At 27.1% G+C, this 20,871-nt stretch carries 19 protein-coding genes, 2 pseudogenes and 1 other annotated feature; all 21 genes and pseudogenes read left to right on the plus strand.

The window, feature by feature from the left end; translation table 11 throughout:
- Positions 1–69: 69 nt before the first annotated feature.
- The 21 genes and pseudogenes from A500_RS13670 (at position 70) to A500_RS13755 (ending at position 20,741) form a co-directional block, all read left to right on the plus strand.
- Positions 70–1,305 carry a response regulator transcription factor gene (locus A500_RS13670; RefSeq protein WP_016208159.1) on the plus strand — a complete coding sequence of 412 codons (1,236 nt, stop codon included), beginning with the start codon at positions 70–72 and terminating at the stop codon, positions 1,303–1,305.
- 38 nt (positions 1,306–1,343) lie between these two features.
- Positions 1,344–2,651: an ABC transporter substrate-binding protein gene (locus A500_RS13675; protein WP_016208160.1), complete on the plus strand. Its 1,308-nt coding sequence runs from the start codon at positions 1,344–1,346 to the stop codon at positions 2,649–2,651.
- Positions 2,652–2,766: 115 nt separating this feature from the next.
- Positions 2,767–3,672, plus strand: a complete 906-nt coding sequence (locus A500_RS13680; protein WP_016208161.1) for an ROK family protein — start codon at positions 2,767–2,769, stop codon at positions 3,670–3,672.
- A gap of 320 nt (positions 3,673–3,992) precedes the next feature.
- The gene (locus tag A500_RS21760; RefSeq protein WP_278245129.1) at positions 3,993–4,127 is read left to right on the plus strand and encodes a hypothetical protein; all 135 of its coding nucleotides are present in this window, start codon (positions 3,993–3,995) and stop codon (positions 4,125–4,127) included.
- A 98-nt stretch (positions 4,128–4,225) separates the two neighbouring features.
- Positions 4,226–5,587 (plus strand): glycoside hydrolase family 2 protein, encoded by a 1,362-nt coding sequence (locus tag A500_RS19585; protein ID WP_051993162.1) that lies wholly within the window; start codon positions 4,226–4,228, stop codon positions 5,585–5,587.
- Positions 5,588–5,757: 170 nt separating this feature from the next.
- Positions 5,758–6,705: a hypothetical protein gene (locus A500_RS19590; RefSeq protein WP_051993163.1), complete on the plus strand. Its 948-nt coding sequence runs from the start codon at positions 5,758–5,760 to the stop codon at positions 6,703–6,705.
- 283 nt (positions 6,706–6,988) lie between these two features.
- A complete protein-coding gene (locus A500_RS13690) occupies positions 6,989–8,386 on the plus strand; it encodes a glycoside hydrolase family 1 protein (RefSeq protein ID WP_016208162.1) in 1,398 nt (465 codons plus the stop codon).
- 148 nt (positions 8,387–8,534) lie between these two features.
- A complete protein-coding gene (locus tag A500_RS13695; protein WP_016208163.1) occupies positions 8,535–10,277 on the plus strand; it encodes an ABC transporter ATP-binding protein in 1,743 nt (580 codons plus the stop codon).
- Positions 10,278–12,046, plus strand: a pseudogene (locus A500_RS13700) (ABC transporter ATP-binding protein). It begins immediately after the preceding gene.
- Between the two features lie 281 nt (positions 12,047–12,327).
- Complete coding sequence (locus A500_RS19595; protein ID WP_016208166.1) at positions 12,328–13,716, plus strand: hypothetical protein; 1,389 nt, start codon at positions 12,328–12,330, stop codon at positions 13,714–13,716.
- A gap of 56 nt (positions 13,717–13,772) precedes the next feature.
- Positions 13,773–14,297, plus strand: coding sequence for a GNAT family N-acetyltransferase (locus A500_RS13710; protein WP_016208167.1), 525 nt, complete (start codon positions 13,773–13,775; stop codon positions 14,295–14,297).
- Positions 14,298–14,331: 34 nt separating this feature from the next.
- Complete coding sequence (locus A500_RS13715) at positions 14,332–14,535, plus strand: hypothetical protein (protein WP_016208168.1); 204 nt, start codon at positions 14,332–14,334, stop codon at positions 14,533–14,535.
- A 162-nt stretch (positions 14,536–14,697) separates the two neighbouring features.
- Complete coding sequence (locus tag A500_RS13720; RefSeq protein ID WP_016208169.1) at positions 14,698–14,991, plus strand: hypothetical protein; 294 nt, start codon at positions 14,698–14,700, stop codon at positions 14,989–14,991.
- Positions 14,992–15,081: 90 nt separating this feature from the next.
- Positions 15,082–15,342: a hypothetical protein gene (locus A500_RS13725; RefSeq protein ID WP_016208170.1), complete on the plus strand. Its 261-nt coding sequence runs from the start codon at positions 15,082–15,084 to the stop codon at positions 15,340–15,342.
- 271 nt (positions 15,343–15,613) lie between these two features.
- Positions 15,614–16,396 carry a DegV family protein gene (locus A500_RS13730; protein WP_016208171.1) on the plus strand — a complete coding sequence of 261 codons (783 nt, stop codon included), beginning with the start codon at positions 15,614–15,616 and terminating at the stop codon, positions 16,394–16,396.
- 250 nt (positions 16,397–16,646) lie between these two features.
- Positions 16,647–16,859 (plus strand) — a binding site (T-box leader).
- Positions 16,860–16,919: 60 nt separating this feature from the next.
- On the plus strand, positions 16,920–17,585 hold the full coding sequence (locus tag A500_RS13735) for an amino acid ABC transporter permease (protein ID WP_040436880.1): 666 nt from the start codon (positions 16,920–16,922) through the stop codon (positions 17,583–17,585).
- Complete coding sequence (locus tag A500_RS13740; RefSeq protein WP_016208173.1) at positions 17,566–18,240, plus strand: amino acid ABC transporter permease; 675 nt, start codon at positions 17,566–17,568, stop codon at positions 18,238–18,240. The genes A500_RS13735 and A500_RS13740 overlap by 20 nt, the downstream gene beginning before the upstream one ends.
- A gap of 9 nt (positions 18,241–18,249) precedes the next feature.
- On the plus strand, positions 18,250–19,002 hold the full coding sequence (locus A500_RS13745) for an amino acid ABC transporter ATP-binding protein (protein ID WP_016208174.1): 753 nt from the start codon (positions 18,250–18,252) through the stop codon (positions 19,000–19,002).
- Positions 19,003–19,020: 18 nt separating this feature from the next.
- Complete coding sequence (locus A500_RS13750) at positions 19,021–19,848, plus strand: cysteine ABC transporter substrate-binding protein (protein ID WP_016208175.1); 828 nt, start codon at positions 19,021–19,023, stop codon at positions 19,846–19,848.
- 111 nt (positions 19,849–19,959) lie between these two features.
- Positions 19,960–20,052, plus strand: a pseudogene (locus A500_RS22085) (hypothetical protein); the annotation flags it as partial.
- Positions 20,053–20,150: 98 nt separating this feature from the next.
- A complete protein-coding gene (locus A500_RS13755; RefSeq protein ID WP_016208176.1) occupies positions 20,151–20,741 on the plus strand; it encodes a hypothetical protein in 591 nt (196 codons plus the stop codon).
- The last annotated feature ends 130 nt before the right edge of the window (positions 20,742–20,871 follow it).

A 20,871-nucleotide genomic window follows, 5' to 3' on the forward strand; every position in this document is an offset into this window, starting at 1 on the left:
AATGTAAACATTTAATATATAATATTACTATATATTAAATATAAAAGATATGCAATATAGGGAGGATATATGAAAATATTGGTGGTCGATGATGACAAAATAATTAGAATGGGATTAACTAAAATATTAAAAAGATTATTTGATCAACATGAGGTAGTTTCAGACTTCCAAAATGGATTAGTAGCGTTAGAATATTTAAAAGAAAATAAAATAGATTTAGTTATTACAGATATAAAAATGCCAATAATGACAGGAGTGCAGTTAATAGAAAATGCTGTTTCTCAATTAGAGAATCCGCCTATATTTGTAGTATTAAGTGGTTATGATGAATTTACTTATGTTAGAGATACTATGAAATCAGGTGCGTTTAATTACTTATTAAAACCTATTAAACAAGATGACCTTAAAATGTTAATAGAAGAGGTAGAAGTTAAAATAAAAGAAAATGGTGAAAAAGAAAAAATTATAAATAAATCAATAGATATTTTAAAAAAGGATTTCTTTAAAAATATATTATTCTCAAAAGGAGATACAAGTCCTAGGATTAATAAAATGTTACTTGAAAATATACAATTAAATGAGAACTATATTTATAAGATGATAATTATAGATAGGGATAAAAATAATGAAAGAGGATTAGTAAGTAATTTTATAAAAGATATAAGTGAAAGGTTTAAAGGTATTGAATATTTATCATTTAACTATGAGGATAATACATATATTATATTTTATTTAGATTCTAGTATAAATAATTGTATAGATAGGTTAAATGAATATATAGAAGAAAATGTAGATGTGTTTATTGAAAATAATAAGAATGTATACATAGTTCAAGATATAGATAAAGTATGGAAACTTAAAGAACAATCTAAGGGATTTAGAAAATTAAAGACTACAATATCATCTAATGGTAAAGCTAAAAAGTATTTACTTAACTTAGAATATGATTTATCAACAAATGATAAAAGCGAAAGCAAAAAAACAAATTTAATAGCAATAAAGTTGGCCAAGCAGTACATAATTGATAATTTTAATAAGAACATAACTCTTAAAGAAGTAGCTGATAAAGTATTTTTAAGTCAAAATTACTTATCAGAATTATTTAAAAAAGAAACAGGAGAAGGCTTTTATGATTTCTTATCAAGATACAGAGTAAATATTGCAAAAGATTTATTAACTAAAACTAATTTAAAGGTATATGAAGTTGCTGAAAATGTTGGATATAGTGACTCAATAACATTTGGAAGAGCATTCAAGAAGATAACAGGTGAGACACCGAATAGCTTTAGAAATTGTAAGGAATAAGTTAAGTAAATATTTTATTGTATGAAAGAGGTATATTTATGAGGAAGAATACTAAGATAAAGACTATTGCTATTTTAGGTATTTTTGGAATTTGTGCTACAGTAGTATTATTAAATAATATTACTAAGGATGATAATATTATAATTGATGAAGAAAACACCATAAGTAAAGACTTAGAAGGAACAATAAGTTTCGTAAGTAATAGAACAGATAAAAGTGAAGAATTAAATCTGCTAATAGAAGAATTTGAAGAGTTACATCCTAAGGTAAAAGTTGATTTAGAACTAATAGGAAATCCAGAAGAGATACTTCAAAGAAAGGCAACAGTACAAGATTTGCCAGACGTAACATTAGTGCCAGCATCAATAAAGACAAGCGAATATTATAAGTATTTTTTAAAAATAGATGATTTAGGGTTTGATGGGAGCAATACTTATAATAACGGTCTTGGTTTAGATGATAAGGGAGATATGTACGGATTAATGACATCTTTAAATTGGTATGGAATTATATATAATAAAGAAATTTTTAAAGAACTAAATATTGATGCTTTGCCTACAACTAAAGAGGAGTTTTTTGAAATGTGTGAAATAATAGATGAAAATGGAATAACACCTATTGCATTAAACTATAGAGATTCATGGAGAATAAAACCTTGGTTAGAAATAGTTCCTTATTTATTTGATGAATATTTAGAGGATAAAGTTATTAAAAATAACATGGATATATTAGATGAAAATAGTGGGATGTTTAAATCATTAGAATTTATAAGAAGTATTGTACAAAACGGATATTGTGAAGAGGATTTATTGAATTACCAATGGAATAAAGCTAAAACTGATATAAGAGATGGAAAAGTTGCTATGTTATTTTTGAGTTCTGATTTTAAATATCAATTAAACGATATAGGTATGGAGATGGAGAAAATAGGCATGTTCCCATTTCCAGGGAGTGATAGTATAAAGGTTTTTGGAGATTATAAAATGGCTATATCAAAAGATACTAAACATCCAGATGTAGCAAAGGAATTTTTAAAATTTTTATTTGAAGATAGTAGATATGCAAATGCAGTGAATATAGTGTCTTCATTAAAGGATAATGAGAAAAGTAAGGAATTTTTTAAAGAAATAGAGGAGTTTAATCTTCCTATTATAACTAATGATGGTACTTTAGAATCTAAATATTATGATAATGAGAATATACACTCAAAATATGATACTTTAAGAAGAACGGTTGGATTAGATTATCCTTTTGTGCAAAGGTATGTTATAGAAGATAACACAAAGGATATAATTGATGAAATTAATAAAAAGTGGAACGAGCTTGAAGGTGAAATAGTAGACTAATTTTAAGATTTTAAGATTAATTTTACAAAGATCAATGATGATTATAGACAAGATATCTCTATGTATATATACTTATATCAAATAATAGAAAACGTTTTTAGAGGGGGAAGTAGGAGTGAAAAATTATATAGTCTTTGATATAGGGGGCTCATCAGTAAAATGGTCTGTAATTAATAACGAAGGTATAATATTAATTAGTAGCAAAATAGGGATACCTGAAACTATAGAAGGATTTTTTTGTGAATTGTCTAGTAAGGTAAATGAACTAAAGGAGAAATATAGTCTAGAGGGTATTGCATTAAGTGCACCTGGAGCAGTAGATAATGAAACAGGAATTATTGGAGGGATGAGTGCATTACCTTACATACATGGGCCTAATTTTAAAGAAGTATTATATAAAATGATAGGGCTACCAGTTGAAATAGAAAATGATGCAAATTGTGCGGCATTAGGGGAATGTTGGATTGGAGCAGCTAAGAATGAAAATGATTGTGCTTTTGTTGTTTGTGGAACAGGAATAGGTGGGGCGTTAGTAAAAGATAAAAAAATACATTCAGGTGTTCATAAACATGGAGGTGAATTTGGATATTGCTTAGTAGATATAGATGTTTATAATCAAAAATATTTATCATGGAGTAGTGCTGGTTCAACTTTTGCGGTAAGCAAGTTTATTGCAGATAGAAAGGGAATAAGTATGGATAACTTCAATGGGGTAAAAGCCTTTGAGTTATATGATAATGGTGATGAAATAGCAATAGAAGAAGTAAATAGATTTTTCAGATATATGGCTATAGGTATATATAATATTCAATATACCTATGATCCAGAGGTTATAATTTTAGGTGGTGCTATTTGTGAAAGAAATGGATTCTTAGAGGAAGTGAATAAGAAAATAGATGAAATTAAGAATTCTAATTCAGATGCTACAATAAGACCAGTAGTTAGGATTTGTAAGTATGGAAATGATGCAAATAAATTAGGAGCTTTATATAACTTTTTACAAAAACAAAATTTAATATAAGTATAAAGATTTATAGAAATAAATAGTAAAATAATTAAGAAATATTTTTAATATATAGCTTTGATAGAAGGTGTATAAGTAGATAATTTGATTTACTTATACACTTTTTAAATTGTATTAATTTAAGGGAGTCTAAAAGATTTATACAAATATATACTTAAATCAAGAAAATATATACAAAAATAAAGTTTATATTAGTATAAGATTGAGTTTTGAGTTTTATAATTGTAAAGTATAAAATAAGAAATTTCGATGTAAACATTTTAATAGGTTTTATGAAATTTTAGATGAGAATTTTATTATTTAATGGAGGAGAAGTTATGGGCAATATATCATTGCATGGAAAGTGGCAAGTGGAGTTAAAAGAAAATGCAGATGAAAAAATTTATGATATAGTTTTACCATCTACAACAGAAGAAAATAAAATTGGTAAAAAAATGAGAATCAAGAATTAGGATATTTAACTAGAAAATATTTATATAATGGAACTGCTATATATAGAAAATTTATAAATATAACTGAAGAATTCTCAGAAAAAGATTTAGAGCTATTTATGGAGAGAACCAAACCATCAAAGGTATATATTGATGGGATATTTATTGGGGAAAATAATAATACTATTATTCCTCAAAAGTATAAAATAAACCAATTATCTGTTGGGAAACATATATTAGAAGTTCATGTTAATAATGACTTATCTAACAATGAATATATACCAAAAGAAGTGCTGGATTCACATCAATTTACTGATAATACTCAAACTAATTGGAATGGTATTTTAGGAGAAATATATATAAGACCTTTGAACAAAGTATATATTGAGGAAGTAGTTTTAATAAATAATCATAATGAAAAAACAGTAGAAGTTGAAATTAAGATTAATAATGATTATAAGGAATATCAAAATATCGATGTTTTAGTAAATTTAAATGATAATAATAATGTTATCGGAGAGAAGAAATATAAAATTGAAGTTAAATCTGGAAAAAGCTTTTTAAAATTAATCTATGATGTAAATGATAATATTAGAAAATGGGATGAATTTAACCATAATATATATGATATTGAAGTAAAATTAAAGTGTCATGAGAAGATAATAGATAAGGTTAAGAAGAATATAGGCTTTTGTGATTTTAAGAGTATTGATGGAAGTTTTATTATAAATGGAATTAAAGGTAATTTGAGAGGAAAACATGATGCTTGTGTTTTTCCTATAACAGGATATGCACCTATGAATGTAGAAAAATGGTGTTCAGTATTTAAAAAAGCTAAAAGCTATGGAATAAATCATTATAGGTTTCATACATGGTGTCCTCCAGAAGCTGCCTTTACAGCTGCTGATATTGTTGGAGTATATCTACAGCCAGAACTTGGCTTTTTTGCAACTAGACTTTATGACATAGAGGATGATGAATGTGACTTAAAAGTGCTAAATTATATAAAAAAGGAAGGAGAAAATATATTAAGAGAGTATGGAAACCATCCATCTTTTATAATGTTTGCAATTGGAAATGAGCTTCATGGAAAAAATAAAGCATTTGAAGATATAATTAGACATTTTAAAAAAGTTAGAAGAGATATATTATATACACAAGGTTCTAATAATAGATTTTATGATCCAAAGGTAACTGTTGAAGATGACTTTTTTGTAACGACTACAACAAAACCTGGGGTTAGTATAAGAGGATCTATGTCTCATGCTGATAAACCTCTTGGACATATTCAAACAGAGAAGGCTACTGGCACTGAAATAACTTATGAAAATGAATTACTAGATATAAATATTCCGGTAATAAGTCATGAGATAGGACAATATCAAATGTATCCAGATTACAGTGAAATAGATAAGTACACTGGAGTCGTTAGTCCAGAAAATTTAAAGATATTTAAGAAGAGATTAGAAGAAAAAAATTAGGTCATTTAGCAGATAAGTTTTTTAAAGCATCGGGTGCATTAGCAACTTTATGTTATAAGGAGGAAATTGAAGCAGCAGAAAGGACTAAGAATTTAAGTGGATATCAATTACTTGATATACAAGACTTTCCGGGACAGGGAACTGCATTAGTTGGAATATTGAATTCATTTATGGAGTCTAAGGGAATTATATCAGAAGAGGAATGGAGAAGCTTCTGTAATAATACAGTATTACTAGCTAAATTTGATAAATATTCATGGACAAAAGATGAAATATTTAAATGTGATATTCTTTTGTATAATTACGGAGAAAAGGACTTTGTTAATGATGAAATATTAGTAAGTTTAATTTCAGATGGTAAAATTATTGATTCTAAAACAGTAAATATTAAATGTGCCAAAAGAGGAGATTTGTATGAACTTGGAGGTGTTGAGTTTAAGTTAGATAAGATAAAAACACCTTCAAAAGTAAACTTAAGCCTTAGTTTAAATGAGTATAGCAATATTTATTCGCTATGGGTATATGGTAGTGATAAAGAATATGCTAATGGAGAAGTTAATATAATTGAGTCTGATAAAGCTAATATAAATGATATAAAACTACAAATAAATAATGGGAAAAACTCTCTTATTATAGCACCGAATATTAATAAAGAAAAAAGTGTAGATGGTTTTTTTGCATCGGATTTTTGGTGTTATCCAATGTTTGCTGGTATATGTGAATCTCTTAATAAAGAAAAGGCACCTGGAACTCTAGGGATATTATGTAATGAAAATCATCCATGTTTTAATGAATTTCCAACAGAGTATTATTCTAATTGGCAATGGTGGCCTATAGTATATTATTCTCGTCCAATGATTTTAGATAATTTAGCCAATATAAAAGAGCCATTAGTAAGGGTTATTGATAATTTTGAAAGAAATAATAGCTTAGGAATATTATTTGAATGTAAGGTTGGGGATTCTAAGGTAATGGTGTGTTCCAGCGATATAATGAATAACTTGAACTATCCTGAGGTAAAACAATATTTAATTAGCATATTAAGTTATATGAATAGTGATAGTTTTGCTCCGAAAGAGGTATTAGATATAGATGATATATCTAATCTTATAAAATAAAAGGTTTTAAAATAGCTTAGATAAGTTATATAACTTTTTAAACTATTTTAAAATCAGTAATTTATATGTACTAAAGAGATGATAAGTTACTAAATATATTAAATTACTTAGAATTTAGATATTAAAGATTTATATAAAATAGATAAACAGTTAATATGAATTATATGCAAAAATAAGAAAGTAATATGTAAATATAGTAAGTAAACATTATCAATGTATAATGAAGATATGATATTTCTATTTAATATAATTAATAACGAACAGAGCTAAAGGAGAGGGAGTAATGAGTAATAAGTATACATTTCCAGAAGGTTTTTGGTGGGGATCTGCAACATCTGGACCACAGTGTGAAGGAACATTTAATAAGCCACATAAAAGTGTATTTGATTATTGGTATGAAGTAGAGCCAGAAGCATTTTTTGATAAAGTTGGACCAGGAGTTACATCTAATTTCTATAATAGTTATAAAGAAGACTTAGCTATGCTTAAGGAAATTGGATTAAATAGTTTTAGAACATCTATTCAATGGACGAGACTTATAAAAGATTTGGAAACTGGAGAGCCAGATGAAGATGGAGTAAGATTTTATAATGATGTTATAGATGAAACAATAAAAAATGGAATGATTCCAGTAATGAACTTACACCATTTTGATTTACCAGTTGAATTATATAATAAATATGGTGGATGGGAGTCAAAGCATGTAGTAGAGCTATTTGTTAATTTTGCTGAAACTGCATTTAAATTATTTTCAGATAGGGTAAAATATTGGACAACATTTAATGAACCAATGGTAGTAGTTGAAGGACAATACTTATATCAATTCCATTATCCAAAAGTAGTAGATGGAAGAAAAGCGGTTCAAGTATTATATAATATAAACTTAGCATCAGCAAAAGCAATTAAAAAGTTTAGAGAACTTAAATGTGAAAATAATGGAGGGAAAATTGGGATAGTTCTTAATTTAACTCCAGCATATCCAAGAAGTAATAGTGAAGAGGATTTAAGAGCATCAAAAATAGCAGACACTATGTTTAACTATTCATTCTTAGATCCAGCAGTAAAAGGAGAGTTTCCTGAACTTTTAGTAGAACTTTTAAGTAAAGATGGAGTGTTATGGGAATCTTCAGAAGAAGAACTTGAAATAATAAAGGAAAATAAGATTGACTTCTTAGGAGTTAATTATTATCAACCAAGAAGAGTAAAAGTTAAAGAATATGAATTTGATGAATCTAAGGGGTGGATGCCAGAAAAATATTTTGATTATTATGATATGCCTAATAAAAGAATGAATCCATATAGAGGATGGGAGATTTATCCTGAAAGTATGTACGATATTGCTATAAATATAAGGGATAACTACAATAACATTCCATGGTATATTTCTGAAAATGGAATGGGCGTTGAAGGCGAAGAAAAATATAAAAATGAAGATGGCTCAATTCAAGATGATTATAGAATTGAATTTTTAGAAGAACATTTACAATATTTACACAAAGGAATAGAGGAAGGCTCAAATTGCTTTGGATATCATTCCTGGACTCCAATAGATTGTTGGTCTTGGAGTAATGCATATAAAAATAGATATGGATATATTGCATTAGATTTGGATACTCAAAAGAAAACCATAAAAAAATCAGGCAAATGGATTAGAGAAGTATCAAAAAATAATGGATTTTAATAGCTAAAGTTTAATTTAGGGGCGTCATAAGTGACAGCCCCTTTAAGTTTGTTTTAGCTTTGTTCTAAATATCTAAAATCTAAAAATATTTTTTAATAATCTTTATATAATCGCATATAAATAACTCATAATATTATGGAGGGTAATTATGAAGAATTTAAAATGGATATTTAATTATTTAAAGAATTATAAGTTCAAGTACATTTTTGCACTATTACTAGTATTAATTACATCTGGAATTAATATGATTAATCCATTTTTATCAGGTAAAATAATAGATAATGTTTTAGGAGAAAATCAAAAAGGTTTGTTAATTCCACTTTTAGTAGCTATGTTTTCTGTTGTTGTTTTTAAGGGGATTGTAGCTTATATATATCAAATGATCTTAGAAAAAATATCTCAAGATATCTTATATAATATAAGGACAGATTTATATGGAAAATTAATGGAACTTGATATTAATTTTTATAGTAAAGTTAAAACTGGAGATTTAATGGCAAGGATGACAGGAGATACAGATGCGATAAGACATTTTATAGCTTGGGTAGTTTGTAATGTTATTTCGTCAATAGCAACCTTTGCTTTTGCAATAATCTCAATGATGTATGTAAATGTAACTTTAACAATATTTATGCTTTTAGTAACTCCGTTAATTGGAATATTAACTTATAAAATGAGTAATGAAATTTCACCAACTTTTCACAATATAAGAGAAGCTTATTCAAAACTAAATTCAGTTGTTCAAGAAAATATAAGTGGAAATAGAGTTGTAAGAGCCTTTGGAAGAGAACAATTTGAAATAGATAAATTTAATATTGAAAATAAAAACTATAAGAAAAAAAACTTAGATACAATAAATGTTACTAAAAAATATATTCCTAAACTAGAGTTTTTATCAAATAGTCTATCTGTAGTTATGATATTAGTTGGAGGAATATTAGTTGTTTTAAATAAATTGACTCTTGGAGAATTAATGATTTTTAATTCTTTATTATGGGCATTAAACAATCCCATGAGAATGTGTGGGTATTTAATTAATGATACTCAAAGGTTTATAGCATCATCAGAAAAAATTATAAACTTATTAAACACAGAAAGTAATATAAAAAATAACGAAGATATAATTAATGTTAATAAATTTGAAGGAAATATAAAATTTAAAAATGTAAGCTTAGATATCGATGGAAGAAGAGTTATAAATAATATTTCTTTTGAAGTTAAGAGTGGACAAACTATAGGGTTGGTTGGACATACCGGTTCAGGAAAATCATTAATAATAAATTTATTATCTAGATTTTATGATGCAACTGCAGGCGAAATATATATTGATGGAATTAATATAAAAGACATAGATTTAGAAATTTTAAGAGGAAATATAGCAACTGCAATGCAAGATATATTTTTATTTTCTGATACAGTAAAAGATAATATAGCATTTAGTAATCCCAGAGCAAGTTTTTCAGAAATAAAAAGAATATCTAAAAAAGCTCAAGCCCATGACTTTATAAAAAGGTTAGATGATGGATATGAAACAATCATAGGGGAGAGAGGAGTAGGCCTTTCAGGAGGTCAAAGACAAAGGGTATCTTTAGCAAGAGCAATGATGAAAAATGCATCTATTTTTGTTCTAGATGATGTAACATCAGCCGTAGATATGGAAACGGAAAAGAAAATACAACATGAACTTAAAAATATGGAAGAAAAGAAAACTACATTTATAATTGCGCATAGAATATCATCAATAAAACAAGCAGATTTAATATTGGTTTTAGATAATGGAGAAATAATTGAAAGAGGTACTCATGAAGAGCTTATAGAGAAAAATGGATACTACTCAAATATATTTTATACTCAATATGGTAATTTAAATTTAAAGATGGAGGGAGTATAAATGGCAAGAAATAAATATAATGTTGATGAAGAATTAGAAACAGGATTTAATTTAGGATATTTAAAAAGATTATTTGGATACATGAATCCATATAAAAAAAGATAATAAAATCTCTTTTATTAATGTTATTATCAAGTTCAATTTCATTAATAGGACCAGTAATAGTAAAGGAAGCTTTAGATAATTATATACCCAATAAAAATATTACAGGATTAGTATTAATTTCGATTTTATATATAGGAGTATTTATGTCTGTTGCAATAATAATGAAGCATAGGATGTATACGATGGGAGAAGTAGGACAAAGCATATTAGTGGATATGAGGCAAGACTTGTTTAGAAACTTGCAATATGTACCATTCAATTATTATGACTCAAGGCCACATGGAAAAATCTTAGTAAGAGTAGTTAATTATATAAATTCATTAAGTGATATTTTATCCAATGGATTTGTAAATTTAATTGCAGATATGGTTACACTTATTATGACTATAATATTTATGTCATTTTTAAGTATAAAGCTAACATTAGTTACATTAATATGTATTCCTATATTGCTTATAGTTATGCTATCTATTAAAAATGCTCAAAGAAGAGCTTTTCAAAAATTAAGCTCAAAGCAATCAAACTTGAATGCGTATATACACGAAAGTATAAATGGAATAAAAGTAACACAATCTTTTTCACGAAAAAAAGAAAATATGAAAATATATGAGGAGCTATGTACAGATTGTAGTGATTCTTGGATGAAGGCAGTAAGCTTAAATTTTCTCGTTTGGCCAACAATAGAAACTGTATCTGTAATGTCAGTTTCGCTTATTTATATTTTTAGTATATTGATTTTTTCAGGTGAAGTTTCCATTGGACTTTTAGTAGCATTTATAGCTTATGTTTGGATATTTTGGGCACCTATAACTAATATAGGTAACTTTTATAATACATTAATAAATGCTATGGCATATTTAGAAAGAATTTTTGAAGCAATGGATGAAAAGCCAGAGTATGATAATGAAAATGCAATATCATTAGAAAATGTAAATGGTGATGTAACCTTTGAAAATGTATATTTTGAATATGAAGAGAATAGTCCAATTTTAGAAAATGTAAATATAGATATAAAGGCAGGAGAAAAAATTGCATTAGTTGGGCCGACAGGAGCAGGAAAAACAACTATAGTAAATCTTTTATCAAGATTCTATAAAATAAAATCAGGAAATATCCTTGTTGATGGAGTAGATATAAATGATGTTACATTAAAATCCCTTAGAAAAGAAATTGGAGTTATGTTACAAGATCCATTTGTTTTTTCAGGAACAATAATGGAAAACATAAGATATGGAAGATTAGATGCAACCGATGAAGAAGTTATAGAGGCAGCAAAAATAGTAAGAGCAGATGATTTTATAAGAGAATTTAATGATGGATATAACACATACTTAAATGAGCAAGGCAATGGCCTTTCAGTTGGGCAAAAGCAACTTATATCCTTTGCTAGAGTTTTACTATCAAATCCTAAAATACTAATTTTAGATGAAGCAACATCAAGTATAGATACAGAAACAGAAGCGCTACTGCAAGAAGGAATAGAAGAACTTTTAAAGGGAAGAACATCCTTTGTTATAGCTCATAGATTATCAACAATAATTAATTCAGATAAAATAATGTATGTTGGGGATAAGCATATATTAGAAGAAGGAACACATGAAGATTTGATAGCTAAAAAAGGACTATATTATAATTTATACAAGTCTCAATATATGGAAGTATAATACCTAAAAAGGAGCTGTCGCACAATGAAAAGTTAAGAATGAATAATTATTCATTTTTAATTTTTAATTCTTAATTTGGGCTGTTTGTGCGACAGCCCCTTTTTATTTTAGAAAGTATTACTTTTAGTTTTATAAATAATTGTGAATATATAAAATTATAATTAACTAAGAATAATATGGTATAATTTACTAGAGAGACGCTAGATTAATAAATAGTTATTATTTTTAAATTTATTTAAATATAAAATAATTGCTTAGATGTTAAAGGGGAAGGGAATTTGATGGATAAGCTTTATGAGAATCAGTTTAATAATAAATCAGTAGATGTAGATGTAGATGAAAGGTTTTTAAGGATTTTTAGAGGTAGAGCTATAAAAAATATTGCTATTGGATTTATGTTTACTTTATTTACTTTTAATTTCTTATGGTTACAGTACATATTACCAACATTAGCAGCAGTGCTTTTATATATTGGCTTTCGTGATTTAAGAAAAGAAAATAAAGATCTTAAATTAGCTTGGAAATTTTCTATTATAAATTTGACATTTAATGTATTAAGTTTGATATATAAAAGTACACCTTTAAGTATTAAGTTTAATAATATTTTTTTATCTGCATTAATATTAATAGTATTTCATATTACTTTTCTTATTGCTTTTAGAAAAGGTATACGAGAAGTTTTTAGTAAAGCTAATGTGGAGTATAAAAAAGATCCTATTATGAAGTTAATAATTTGGAGAATTATAGTTACAATAATTGCTCTAACAGAATTAGGTCAAATTTGGTTTATTTCTATTCCTATGATTATATATTACTTTTATATAATTCGATTGTTATATAAATTAAGCTATGATATTGAAAGTATCAATTGCATGACTTCAAATACCAAAATAAGATTTAATGATAAAAGTTTGATGATAGGATATATTACAAGTTGTATTTTTTTAGTTGTAATTAGCTGTGTACTATCTAATCACATTAGACTAGATTCTGTTGAAGTAATGCCTGTTAAGGAATATAGTAATAGAAATATGTTAATAGATGAAGGAATTCCATTGAAAATTGTTAAGGATATTTTAGATGAAGATATGGCTGTTCTTAAGGATATAGTAAATGTAGAGACAGTTAATATTGATTTTGATTTCGATAATGATATTGAAAAAGATTTAGAAGCAACAACTATATTCATTGAGCTTAAGTATAATAAAATGTATGCAATTGAATATTTTAATTGGGGAGAAAAGGGGCCACATTGGCAAGATGGTATTGCAATTAGCAATTCAAGAGATTTAGAGCTTATAAATGGAAGATTAATATATGAAAATGAAGGTATAAACTACGCTTCAGAAATACCTAGATTAAATGGAGGGATTGTAGATAGTACTGATATTTTTGGCCAATTAAGTCAAGAAAATAGAATAACAGGTGCAATAAATTATCCCCTTAACTCTAAAGAACAAAGAGGATATATTTTCTACAAAATAAATATCGAAGAAGGTGCATTATTGGGAACAAATATAGCAGACTATATGCACTATAGCCATCCTTTTAGAATTCCTTATACAGAAATTGAAAAAAGTAATTTAAGTTTTAGTAATAATTTAAGACAAAATGCATCTAATTATATGACTAAAAGTAGGATAGAGTTAGAAAAACAGAATAGTTTATAAGAGTATGATATTACAAAGTGAATCAAAACTATTCATATAGAGGGAGGCAAGTTTTAATGGAGTTTTTAATAAGACCAATAGAAATAGGAGATGGCAAAGGAGTAAATGCTCTTAGGCGTATGCCAGGGGTATTTGAAAATATACTTGGGATTCCATCAGAAAGAGTAAAACGTAATGAAGATTTTATTATGAATATGGATGGGAACCAACACCAATTTGTAGCTGTGGTTAAAAATAAAAATGGTGAAGAAGAAATAATCGGAACTGCAGGATTAACTATAAATTCAAATCCACGTTTACGTCATAGCGGTGGCATTGGAATTATGATTCATAAAGATTATCAAAATATGGGGGTTGGTACTGCTTTAATGGAAGCTCTACTTGATGTTGCTGATAATTGGCTAATGCTTATTCGAGTTGAGTTAGGAGTTTTCGAAGATAATAAAAGAGCTATTCATCTTTATGAAAAGCTTGGTTTTAAAAAAGAAGGTCTTAAACGTCTAGCAGCTATAAGAAATGGAAAATATGAAAATGAGTACTTAATGGCAAGAATTAATCCATCATATAGAAATGTGTTGTAATTGTTATTATTATAATTTAAATGGGGGAGATATTATGAGAAAGTGCCTAAGATGTAATGAAATTATGGTTGAAGGTTATATGTTAAAGACAGAAAATCTAACTGCTACTGCATCGGTGGTATTAGGGAAAGGTAGTGGAATTTTTTCTTCTGATACTAAAGGAAAGATAAAGGCTGCTGTATGCCCAATATGCGGTGAAATTTCAATATTTTTTGATAAACTAGATAAAATTAATTAGTATTTATATAAGTGTTATTAGAGGATCAAAGATAAAAATTAAATTTAGAATAATCGTATACAATAACAGAATGGTAAAAGTGATTATTTGGAGAGTGGGTTAGAGGGATATCCATTTTAAAATAATGATATAATTTATATATTCAGCTAAGGAGGATATTAAATGGGCTTAGTAATGAAAATGTTTATTTCTTTTATGCTAATTTTATTTTGGATATTCATAAGTATTCTAGTTAAGAAAATTCCTGATAAGGTGTTTTATAGGGAGAAAGTAGGATATAAAGTAAATAAAGAGTTACGTATTAAAAAAGGTAGACGTACGATAAATTTATTGATAATAGGGAATATAATAATTTCTACATTTATGTGGGTTGAAAATTATTTTATTCTTGTTTTATTATCTTGTCAACCAGTAGCCTTATTTGTATTGCTTCAAGATAAAACAGATATAATATAAAATTCAATACTATTATGGAATATAGATCTTGTTTAGATATTAGCCAACTGATATTATAATATGAAAAAAATATAGAAGTAATAGATATGGTTGTTAAGTATTTATATTGGATTTGAAGAATGTGGTGCACTTAATTTGTGGTGGGAGATAATAATTAATAAGGTAGATAGTAATTATATAGTTTTAATGCTTGGATTAACGCAGTTATTTAGTGGATTAAGTCATATAAAAACATCTAAAAGCTTAGATAGAAAAGAAGGATATAATGGCAATAAGATAATTGGAGTTGTAATTTCGATTATGGGAATATTTTTAGTGATTGCTTCTAGTATTAAAATATTAGAAAAATAATAAATTTATTAGTAGAGATACTTATGTTCATTCTATGACTTCCTAAGTTTTAGATAGCGTCAGGGGGATGGGGATATAATATCTTTCATAGACTTATATTTTGAATATCAAAACATTTGACAATAAAATTGATGGAAGTTATAATATCAATACAATATCAAATCAAATTTATAGGAGTTGAATATTATGAAGGTTAGGCTTATAACAGATTCAGCATGCGATTTACCAATAAGATTATATAGAAAATAACCAAATAGAAGTAGCACCATTAATGGTTAATATAAATGGAAAGTTTATACCAGATGATTTAGGACAAAGTTTAAAACATGAAGATTTTTATAAAATGATAAAAGAAGGAGCAATGCCATCCACAACACAAGTGAATGTTGGTACTTTTTTAGAGATATTTAAAAAATATGTGAAGCAAGGGGAAACAATCTTATATATAGGATTGTCTTCAGCATTAAGTGGAACATATAATAGTTCTAATACAGCAAGAGAAATGATATTAGAGGAATATCCAGATGCAAAAATATATATTATAGATTCGTTAAGTGCATCAGTAGGTGAAGGATTATTAGTATATAAGGCTAATGAAATGTTAAATAACAATATAGATATAGATGAAGTAGTAAAATTTATAGAAAATACTAAAAGACATGTTATACATGCTATAACAGTAGATGATTTAAATCATTTAAAAAGAGGAGGACGTATTTCAGGAGCCGTTGCTACTGTAGGAAGCTTACTTGGAATAAAGCCAACCCTTAAAATAGATGATGAAGGAAAAGCAATCCCAGGGGATAAAATAAAGGGAAGAAAAAAAGCTTTAAAATACTTAGTTAAACAACTAAAAGATAAAGCAATAAAACCAGAAGAACAAGTAATTTTTATATGTAATGCGGATTGTAAGGATGAAGCAGAAGATATAAAGAAAATGATACTTGAAGAAGTTAAAGTTAAGGATATAATAATTACATCTATAGGATCAGTAATAGGAACTCATGGTGGACCAGGCACTTTAGGAGTAGTATTTATAGGAACTGAAAGATAGAATTACAACATTATAAATATGAAAAAATTAATAATTTATTATATAATTTGTCATCATTACTAAAAAATAATTTAATTTGGAAAACTCCTACGGGAGTTTTTTTGTTATTTAAGAAATTATTGTTATCCTATTTATTAAACAAAGCATAGTATATAAATGAAAATAGAAAAAAGGGGAAAATATAGTAAATAAAATATTGACAAATAAAAAGATGATAGTATAATAAAAATAAACATATCGGAATAGTGGGAATAATATGATGATGAAGAGAGTAATATTTTAATGAGGCTTACAGAAAGAAGGAATTGATGAGAACCTTTAGCAGTTAATATATGAAGTGCACTTTGGAGTATAAGATGTGAAATAATAGTAGCATTTTAACGGATCGCCGTTTATAGCGAATTTTTAAGGTGGAACTATGTTCAATTAGAGTGGAACCGCGGAGTATAACTTCGTCTCTTATAAGGTATTAGAGATGGAGCTTTTTTTATGTTTAAATTGCTTTAAAATTGGGGGATGTTACATGGAGATGGATTTAAATTTTATAATTAGTAGTTTACCAAATTTCTTAAAAGCTACAATAATTACGGTGGAATTGGCTTTTATATCTATTATATTATCAATTTTAATTGGATTAATAATAGAAATAGCAAGATATTTCAATGTAAAATTAGTAAATATTATATCAAAGGCATATATAGAATTTTCGAGAAATACCCCTTTGTTATTACAAGTATTTTTCTTATATTATGGATTAACCAAATTAGGAATAACCTTAAGCGGATTTACTTGTGGTGTAATAGGATTATCATTTCTTGGTGGAGCTTATATGGCTGAATCCTTTAGAGGTGGAATAGATGCAGTAGCGAAATCACAAATAGAAAGCGGCCAAGCTATAGGATTAAATAAAATGCAAATATTAAGGCATATAGTGTTGCCTATAAGTATTTCAATATCAATTCCATCTATTGCTGCAAATTGTCTATTTTTAGTAAAGGAAACTTCCATAATAGGATCAATAGCAGTTGCAGAGCTTATGTTTGTGACTAAAGATGTTATAGGAATGTATTATAAAACAACTGAAGCCTTAATATTAGTTGTTATATTTTATCTTATAATATTACTTCCTATTTCAATACTAAGTAGAATTCTAGAGAGGAGGTTAAGACATGGAGAGTTTGGGCAATAACATAATTTTTAATTTTGATAATGGAAAAAGACTTATAGAAGGATTACTAGTAACTTTAAATATTGCAGTAGTATCAGTTGTATTATCAACAATTCTAGGAATAATTTTTGGAATAGTTATGACAAGTAAAAAAAAGATAGTAAAAATTATATGCAATATTTATCTAGAGAGTATAAGAATAATTCCAATAATGGTGTGGCTCTTCATATTTTATTTTGGGGTACCAACACTTTTAGATGTACATCTAGATTCTGTAATAGTTGGATATATAGTATTTACACTATGGGGAACAGCAGAAATTGGAGACTTAGTGAGAGGTGCAATTACATCAATACCTAAAATATATTATGAATCATCAATGGCACTTTCATTAAATAAAGCAAAAACCTATAGATATATAATAATTCCAATAAGTATAAGAAGAGTTTTACCTGGAATTATAAATTTAAGCACAAGAATGATTAAAACTACAACTTTAATGACTTTAATAGGAACAGTAGATTTAGTTAAAGTTGGACAACAAATTATAGAAAGAACAGTTTTAACAGAGCCAATGGCATCATTTTGGATTTATGGACTATTACTGATAATTTATTTTTTAATTTGTTTTCCAATATCCTTGGGAGCAAAGGCATTAGAGAAAAAATTAAATTAGGGGGATCTTATGAAGGAAGAAGTATTGCTTAAAGTTAGAAATTTAAAAAAGAGTTATGGAGAAATAGAAGCATTAAAAGGAATAGATTTAGATGTTAAAAAAGGTGAAGTGGTAGTTGTTTTAGGTCCTTCAGGTTGTGGTAAAAGTACGTTTTTAAGATGCTTAAACGGACTAGAAAATATAAAAGAAGGAGAAATAACTTTAAAAGGACATGGAATTTTAGGAAAGGAAGTAGAATTTGAAAAAGTAAGAGGCACAATAGGAATGGTTTTTCAAAGCTATGAATTATTTCCTCATATGAATGTTATAAACAACATTCTACTTGGACCAACTAAGGCACAAAATAGAGATAAAGAAGAAGTCACAAAACAAGCAGATGAACTACTAAAAAGAGTAGGTTTATTTAATAGAAAATTTGCATATCCAAGAGAACTTTCAGGAGGGCAAAAACAAAGGATAGCAATAGTAAGGGCATTATGTATGAATCCAGAAATAATGCTTTTTGATGAAGTTACAGCAGCATTAGATCCAGAAATGGTTAGAGAAGTACTTTTAGTGTTATTAGAATTAGCACAAAATGGAATGACAATGGTTGTTGTTACTCATGAATTAGAGTTTGCAAAACATGTAGCAGATAAAATTGTTTTTATGGAGGAAGGTACTATAGTAGAGGTATCAACTCCAGAAGAATTTTTCTCAAATCCAAAAACTGAAAGAGCAAAAAGCTTTTTAGCTTCATTTGATCTATATAAAGAAAAGTAAAAGGAAGGGGCAAATAAAATGAAAAAAATATTATCATTATTATTAACTTTAGTACTAGCATTAGGAGCATTAGTTGGATGTGGAAGTAAAGCAGAAGAAAGCAAATCAGCAATTGATGAAATTAAAGCAGCAGGAAAAATAAGAATTGGGGTATTTAGTGATAAACCACCATTTGGTTTTGTTGATGAAAAAGGAGTAAATCAAGGGTATGATGTTTATTTAGCTAAAAGAATCGCCAAAGATTTATTGGGAGATGAAAATAAAGTTGAATTTGTATTAGTTGAAGCAGCTAATAGAGTTGAATATTTACAATCAAATAAGGTTGATATAATACTAGCTAACTTTACAGTAACACCAGAAAGAAAAGAAAAAGTAGATTTTGCAAATCCTTATATGAAGGTATCATTAGGAGTAGTATCATCAAATGGAAGTCCTATAAAATCAGTAGATGACTTAAAGGGTAAGAAATTAGTAGTAAATAAAGGAACAACTGCCGAAACATATTTTGCAAAAAATTATCCTGATATAGAATTAGTAAAATTTGAACAAAATACAGAAGCATTTGCAGCATTAAAAGATGGAAGAGGAGCAGCTTTAGCTCATGATAATACTTTACTATTTGCTTGGGCTAGAGAAAATGAAGGATACACAACCTTTATTTCAAGCTTAGGAGATGAAGATGCGATAGCACCTGCAGTTAAAAAAGGAAATACAGAACTTTTAGATTGGGTTAATAAAGAAATAGATACTCTTACTTCAGAAGGATTCTTTAAGGAAGCTTTTGAAAAAACCTTAGTTCCAGCTTATGGAGATACAGTAAAACCAGAAGCAGTTATTTTTAATTAAAAGCAAAGAAGAGAGAGTTTTTGTAAAAAAAATGATATAGTAATTAATAGAAAAAAGGATAGGTATGATTAAATTTGGAATTATATCTGTCTTTTTTGAGAACTATCAAAAACAGCTTATAGAGATGCTTTCTTAAATTGGAGTTTTATATTTTTATCAGTAGTATTAGTTAAGGCTATTATTAAAAAATATATAAAAAAATAAATTAAATATAATGCTATTAAATTTCATTCAAGAAACTTGTCATCATTATGATTATGAACTAATAATATATAATAATAACATTTTTATAGGAGAGTTATATGGCTAGAACTTATTCTTATTCAGCAGATTTTGATTCTGAAACTGAAGAACTTTTTAAGGAAGCTGTTTTTCTTGGTGAAGGTCATAATGGTATTGTTTATGAACTACCTGATAATAAAGCAATAAAGATATTTCAAGAGGCAAAATGTTGCAGGGAAGAAGGAGATATACTTAAAAAAGTAAGTAGGTCAAAGTATTTTCCTAAGATATATAATACAGGCAAGTTCTATATAGTAAGAGATAAGGTTGAGGGACATAGGTTAGATCATTATATTAAGAAAAAAGGTTTTAATTATGAAATCGCAGAGAATCTATATTATTTGATAGAGGAATTTAAAAAACTTGAATTTACTAAGTTAGATGCTAGATGCAGAGATATTTACATAACAAATGATAATAAAGTTATGGTAATAGATCCAAAGCAATGCTATAAGAGAAAGGTAAATTATCCAAGGCATCTTATGAAGGGACTTTATAAAGTTGGAGTACTAGAAAGCTTTATTGAAGACATTAGGCAAATAAATAAGAAGGTAGCTAATGAGTGGGAAAAGAAATTTCAACAATATGCTCAAAATAATGATTTAGAATAAAGTTATACAAATATTTTATTTAGTGAGATATAACCTATAAAATGAATTGAAATAAAACAATTCATCTTACAGGTTATTTTTTATTCTTTGGGGAATTATAAAAAGTTTCTAGTTAAATGTATACATAAGT

The sequence above is a fragment of the Clostridium sartagoforme AAU1 genome (assembly GCF_000401215.1).
Classification (GTDB): domain Bacteria; phylum Bacillota; class Clostridia; order Clostridiales; family Clostridiaceae; genus Clostridium; species Clostridium sartagoforme.

Bases quoted from the DNA above. Each gene is read 5' to 3' on its own strand.
- A500_RS13670 (WP_016208159.1), top strand. From the start codon at position 70: ATGAAAATATTGGTGGTCGATGATGACAAAATAATTAGAATGGGATTA.
- A500_RS13675 (WP_016208160.1), top strand. From the start codon at position 1,344: ATGAGGAAGAATACTAAGATAAAGACTATTGCTATTTTAGGTATTTTT.
- A500_RS21760 (WP_278245129.1), top strand. From the start codon at position 3,993: ATGGGCAATATATCATTGCATGGAAAGTGGCAAGTGGAGTTAAAAGAA.
- A500_RS19585 (WP_051993162.1), top strand. From the start codon at position 4,226: ATGGAGAGAACCAAACCATCAAAGGTATATATTGATGGGATATTTATT.
- A500_RS19590 (WP_051993163.1), top strand. From the start codon at position 5,758: ATGGAGTCTAAGGGAATTATATCAGAAGAGGAATGGAGAAGCTTCTGT.
- A500_RS13690 (WP_016208162.1), top strand. From the start codon at position 6,989: ATGAGTAATAAGTATACATTTCCAGAAGGTTTTTGGTGGGGATCTGCA.
- A500_RS13695 (WP_016208163.1), top strand. From the start codon at position 8,535: ATGAAGAATTTAAAATGGATATTTAATTATTTAAAGAATTATAAGTTC.
- A500_RS19595 (WP_016208166.1), top strand. From the start codon at position 12,328: ATGGATAAGCTTTATGAGAATCAGTTTAATAATAAATCAGTAGATGTA.
- A500_RS13710 (WP_016208167.1), top strand. From the start codon at position 13,773: ATGGAGTTTTTAATAAGACCAATAGAAATAGGAGATGGCAAAGGAGTA.
- A500_RS13715 (WP_016208168.1), top strand. From the start codon at position 14,332: ATGAGAAAGTGCCTAAGATGTAATGAAATTATGGTTGAAGGTTATATG.
- A500_RS13720 (WP_016208169.1), top strand. From the start codon at position 14,698: ATGGGCTTAGTAATGAAAATGTTTATTTCTTTTATGCTAATTTTATTT.
- A500_RS13730 (WP_016208171.1), top strand. From the start codon at position 15,614: ATGGTTAATATAAATGGAAAGTTTATACCAGATGATTTAGGACAAAGT.
- A500_RS13735 (WP_040436880.1), top strand. From the start codon at position 16,920: ATGGAGATGGATTTAAATTTTATAATTAGTAGTTTACCAAATTTCTTA.
- A500_RS13740 (WP_016208173.1), top strand. From the start codon at position 17,566: ATGGAGAGTTTGGGCAATAACATAATTTTTAATTTTGATAATGGAAAA.
- A500_RS13745 (WP_016208174.1), top strand. From the start codon at position 18,250: ATGAAGGAAGAAGTATTGCTTAAAGTTAGAAATTTAAAAAAGAGTTAT.
- A500_RS13750 (WP_016208175.1), top strand. From the start codon at position 19,021: ATGAAAAAAATATTATCATTATTATTAACTTTAGTACTAGCATTAGGA.
- A500_RS13755 (WP_016208176.1), top strand. From the start codon at position 20,151: ATGGCTAGAACTTATTCTTATTCAGCAGATTTTGATTCTGAAACTGAA.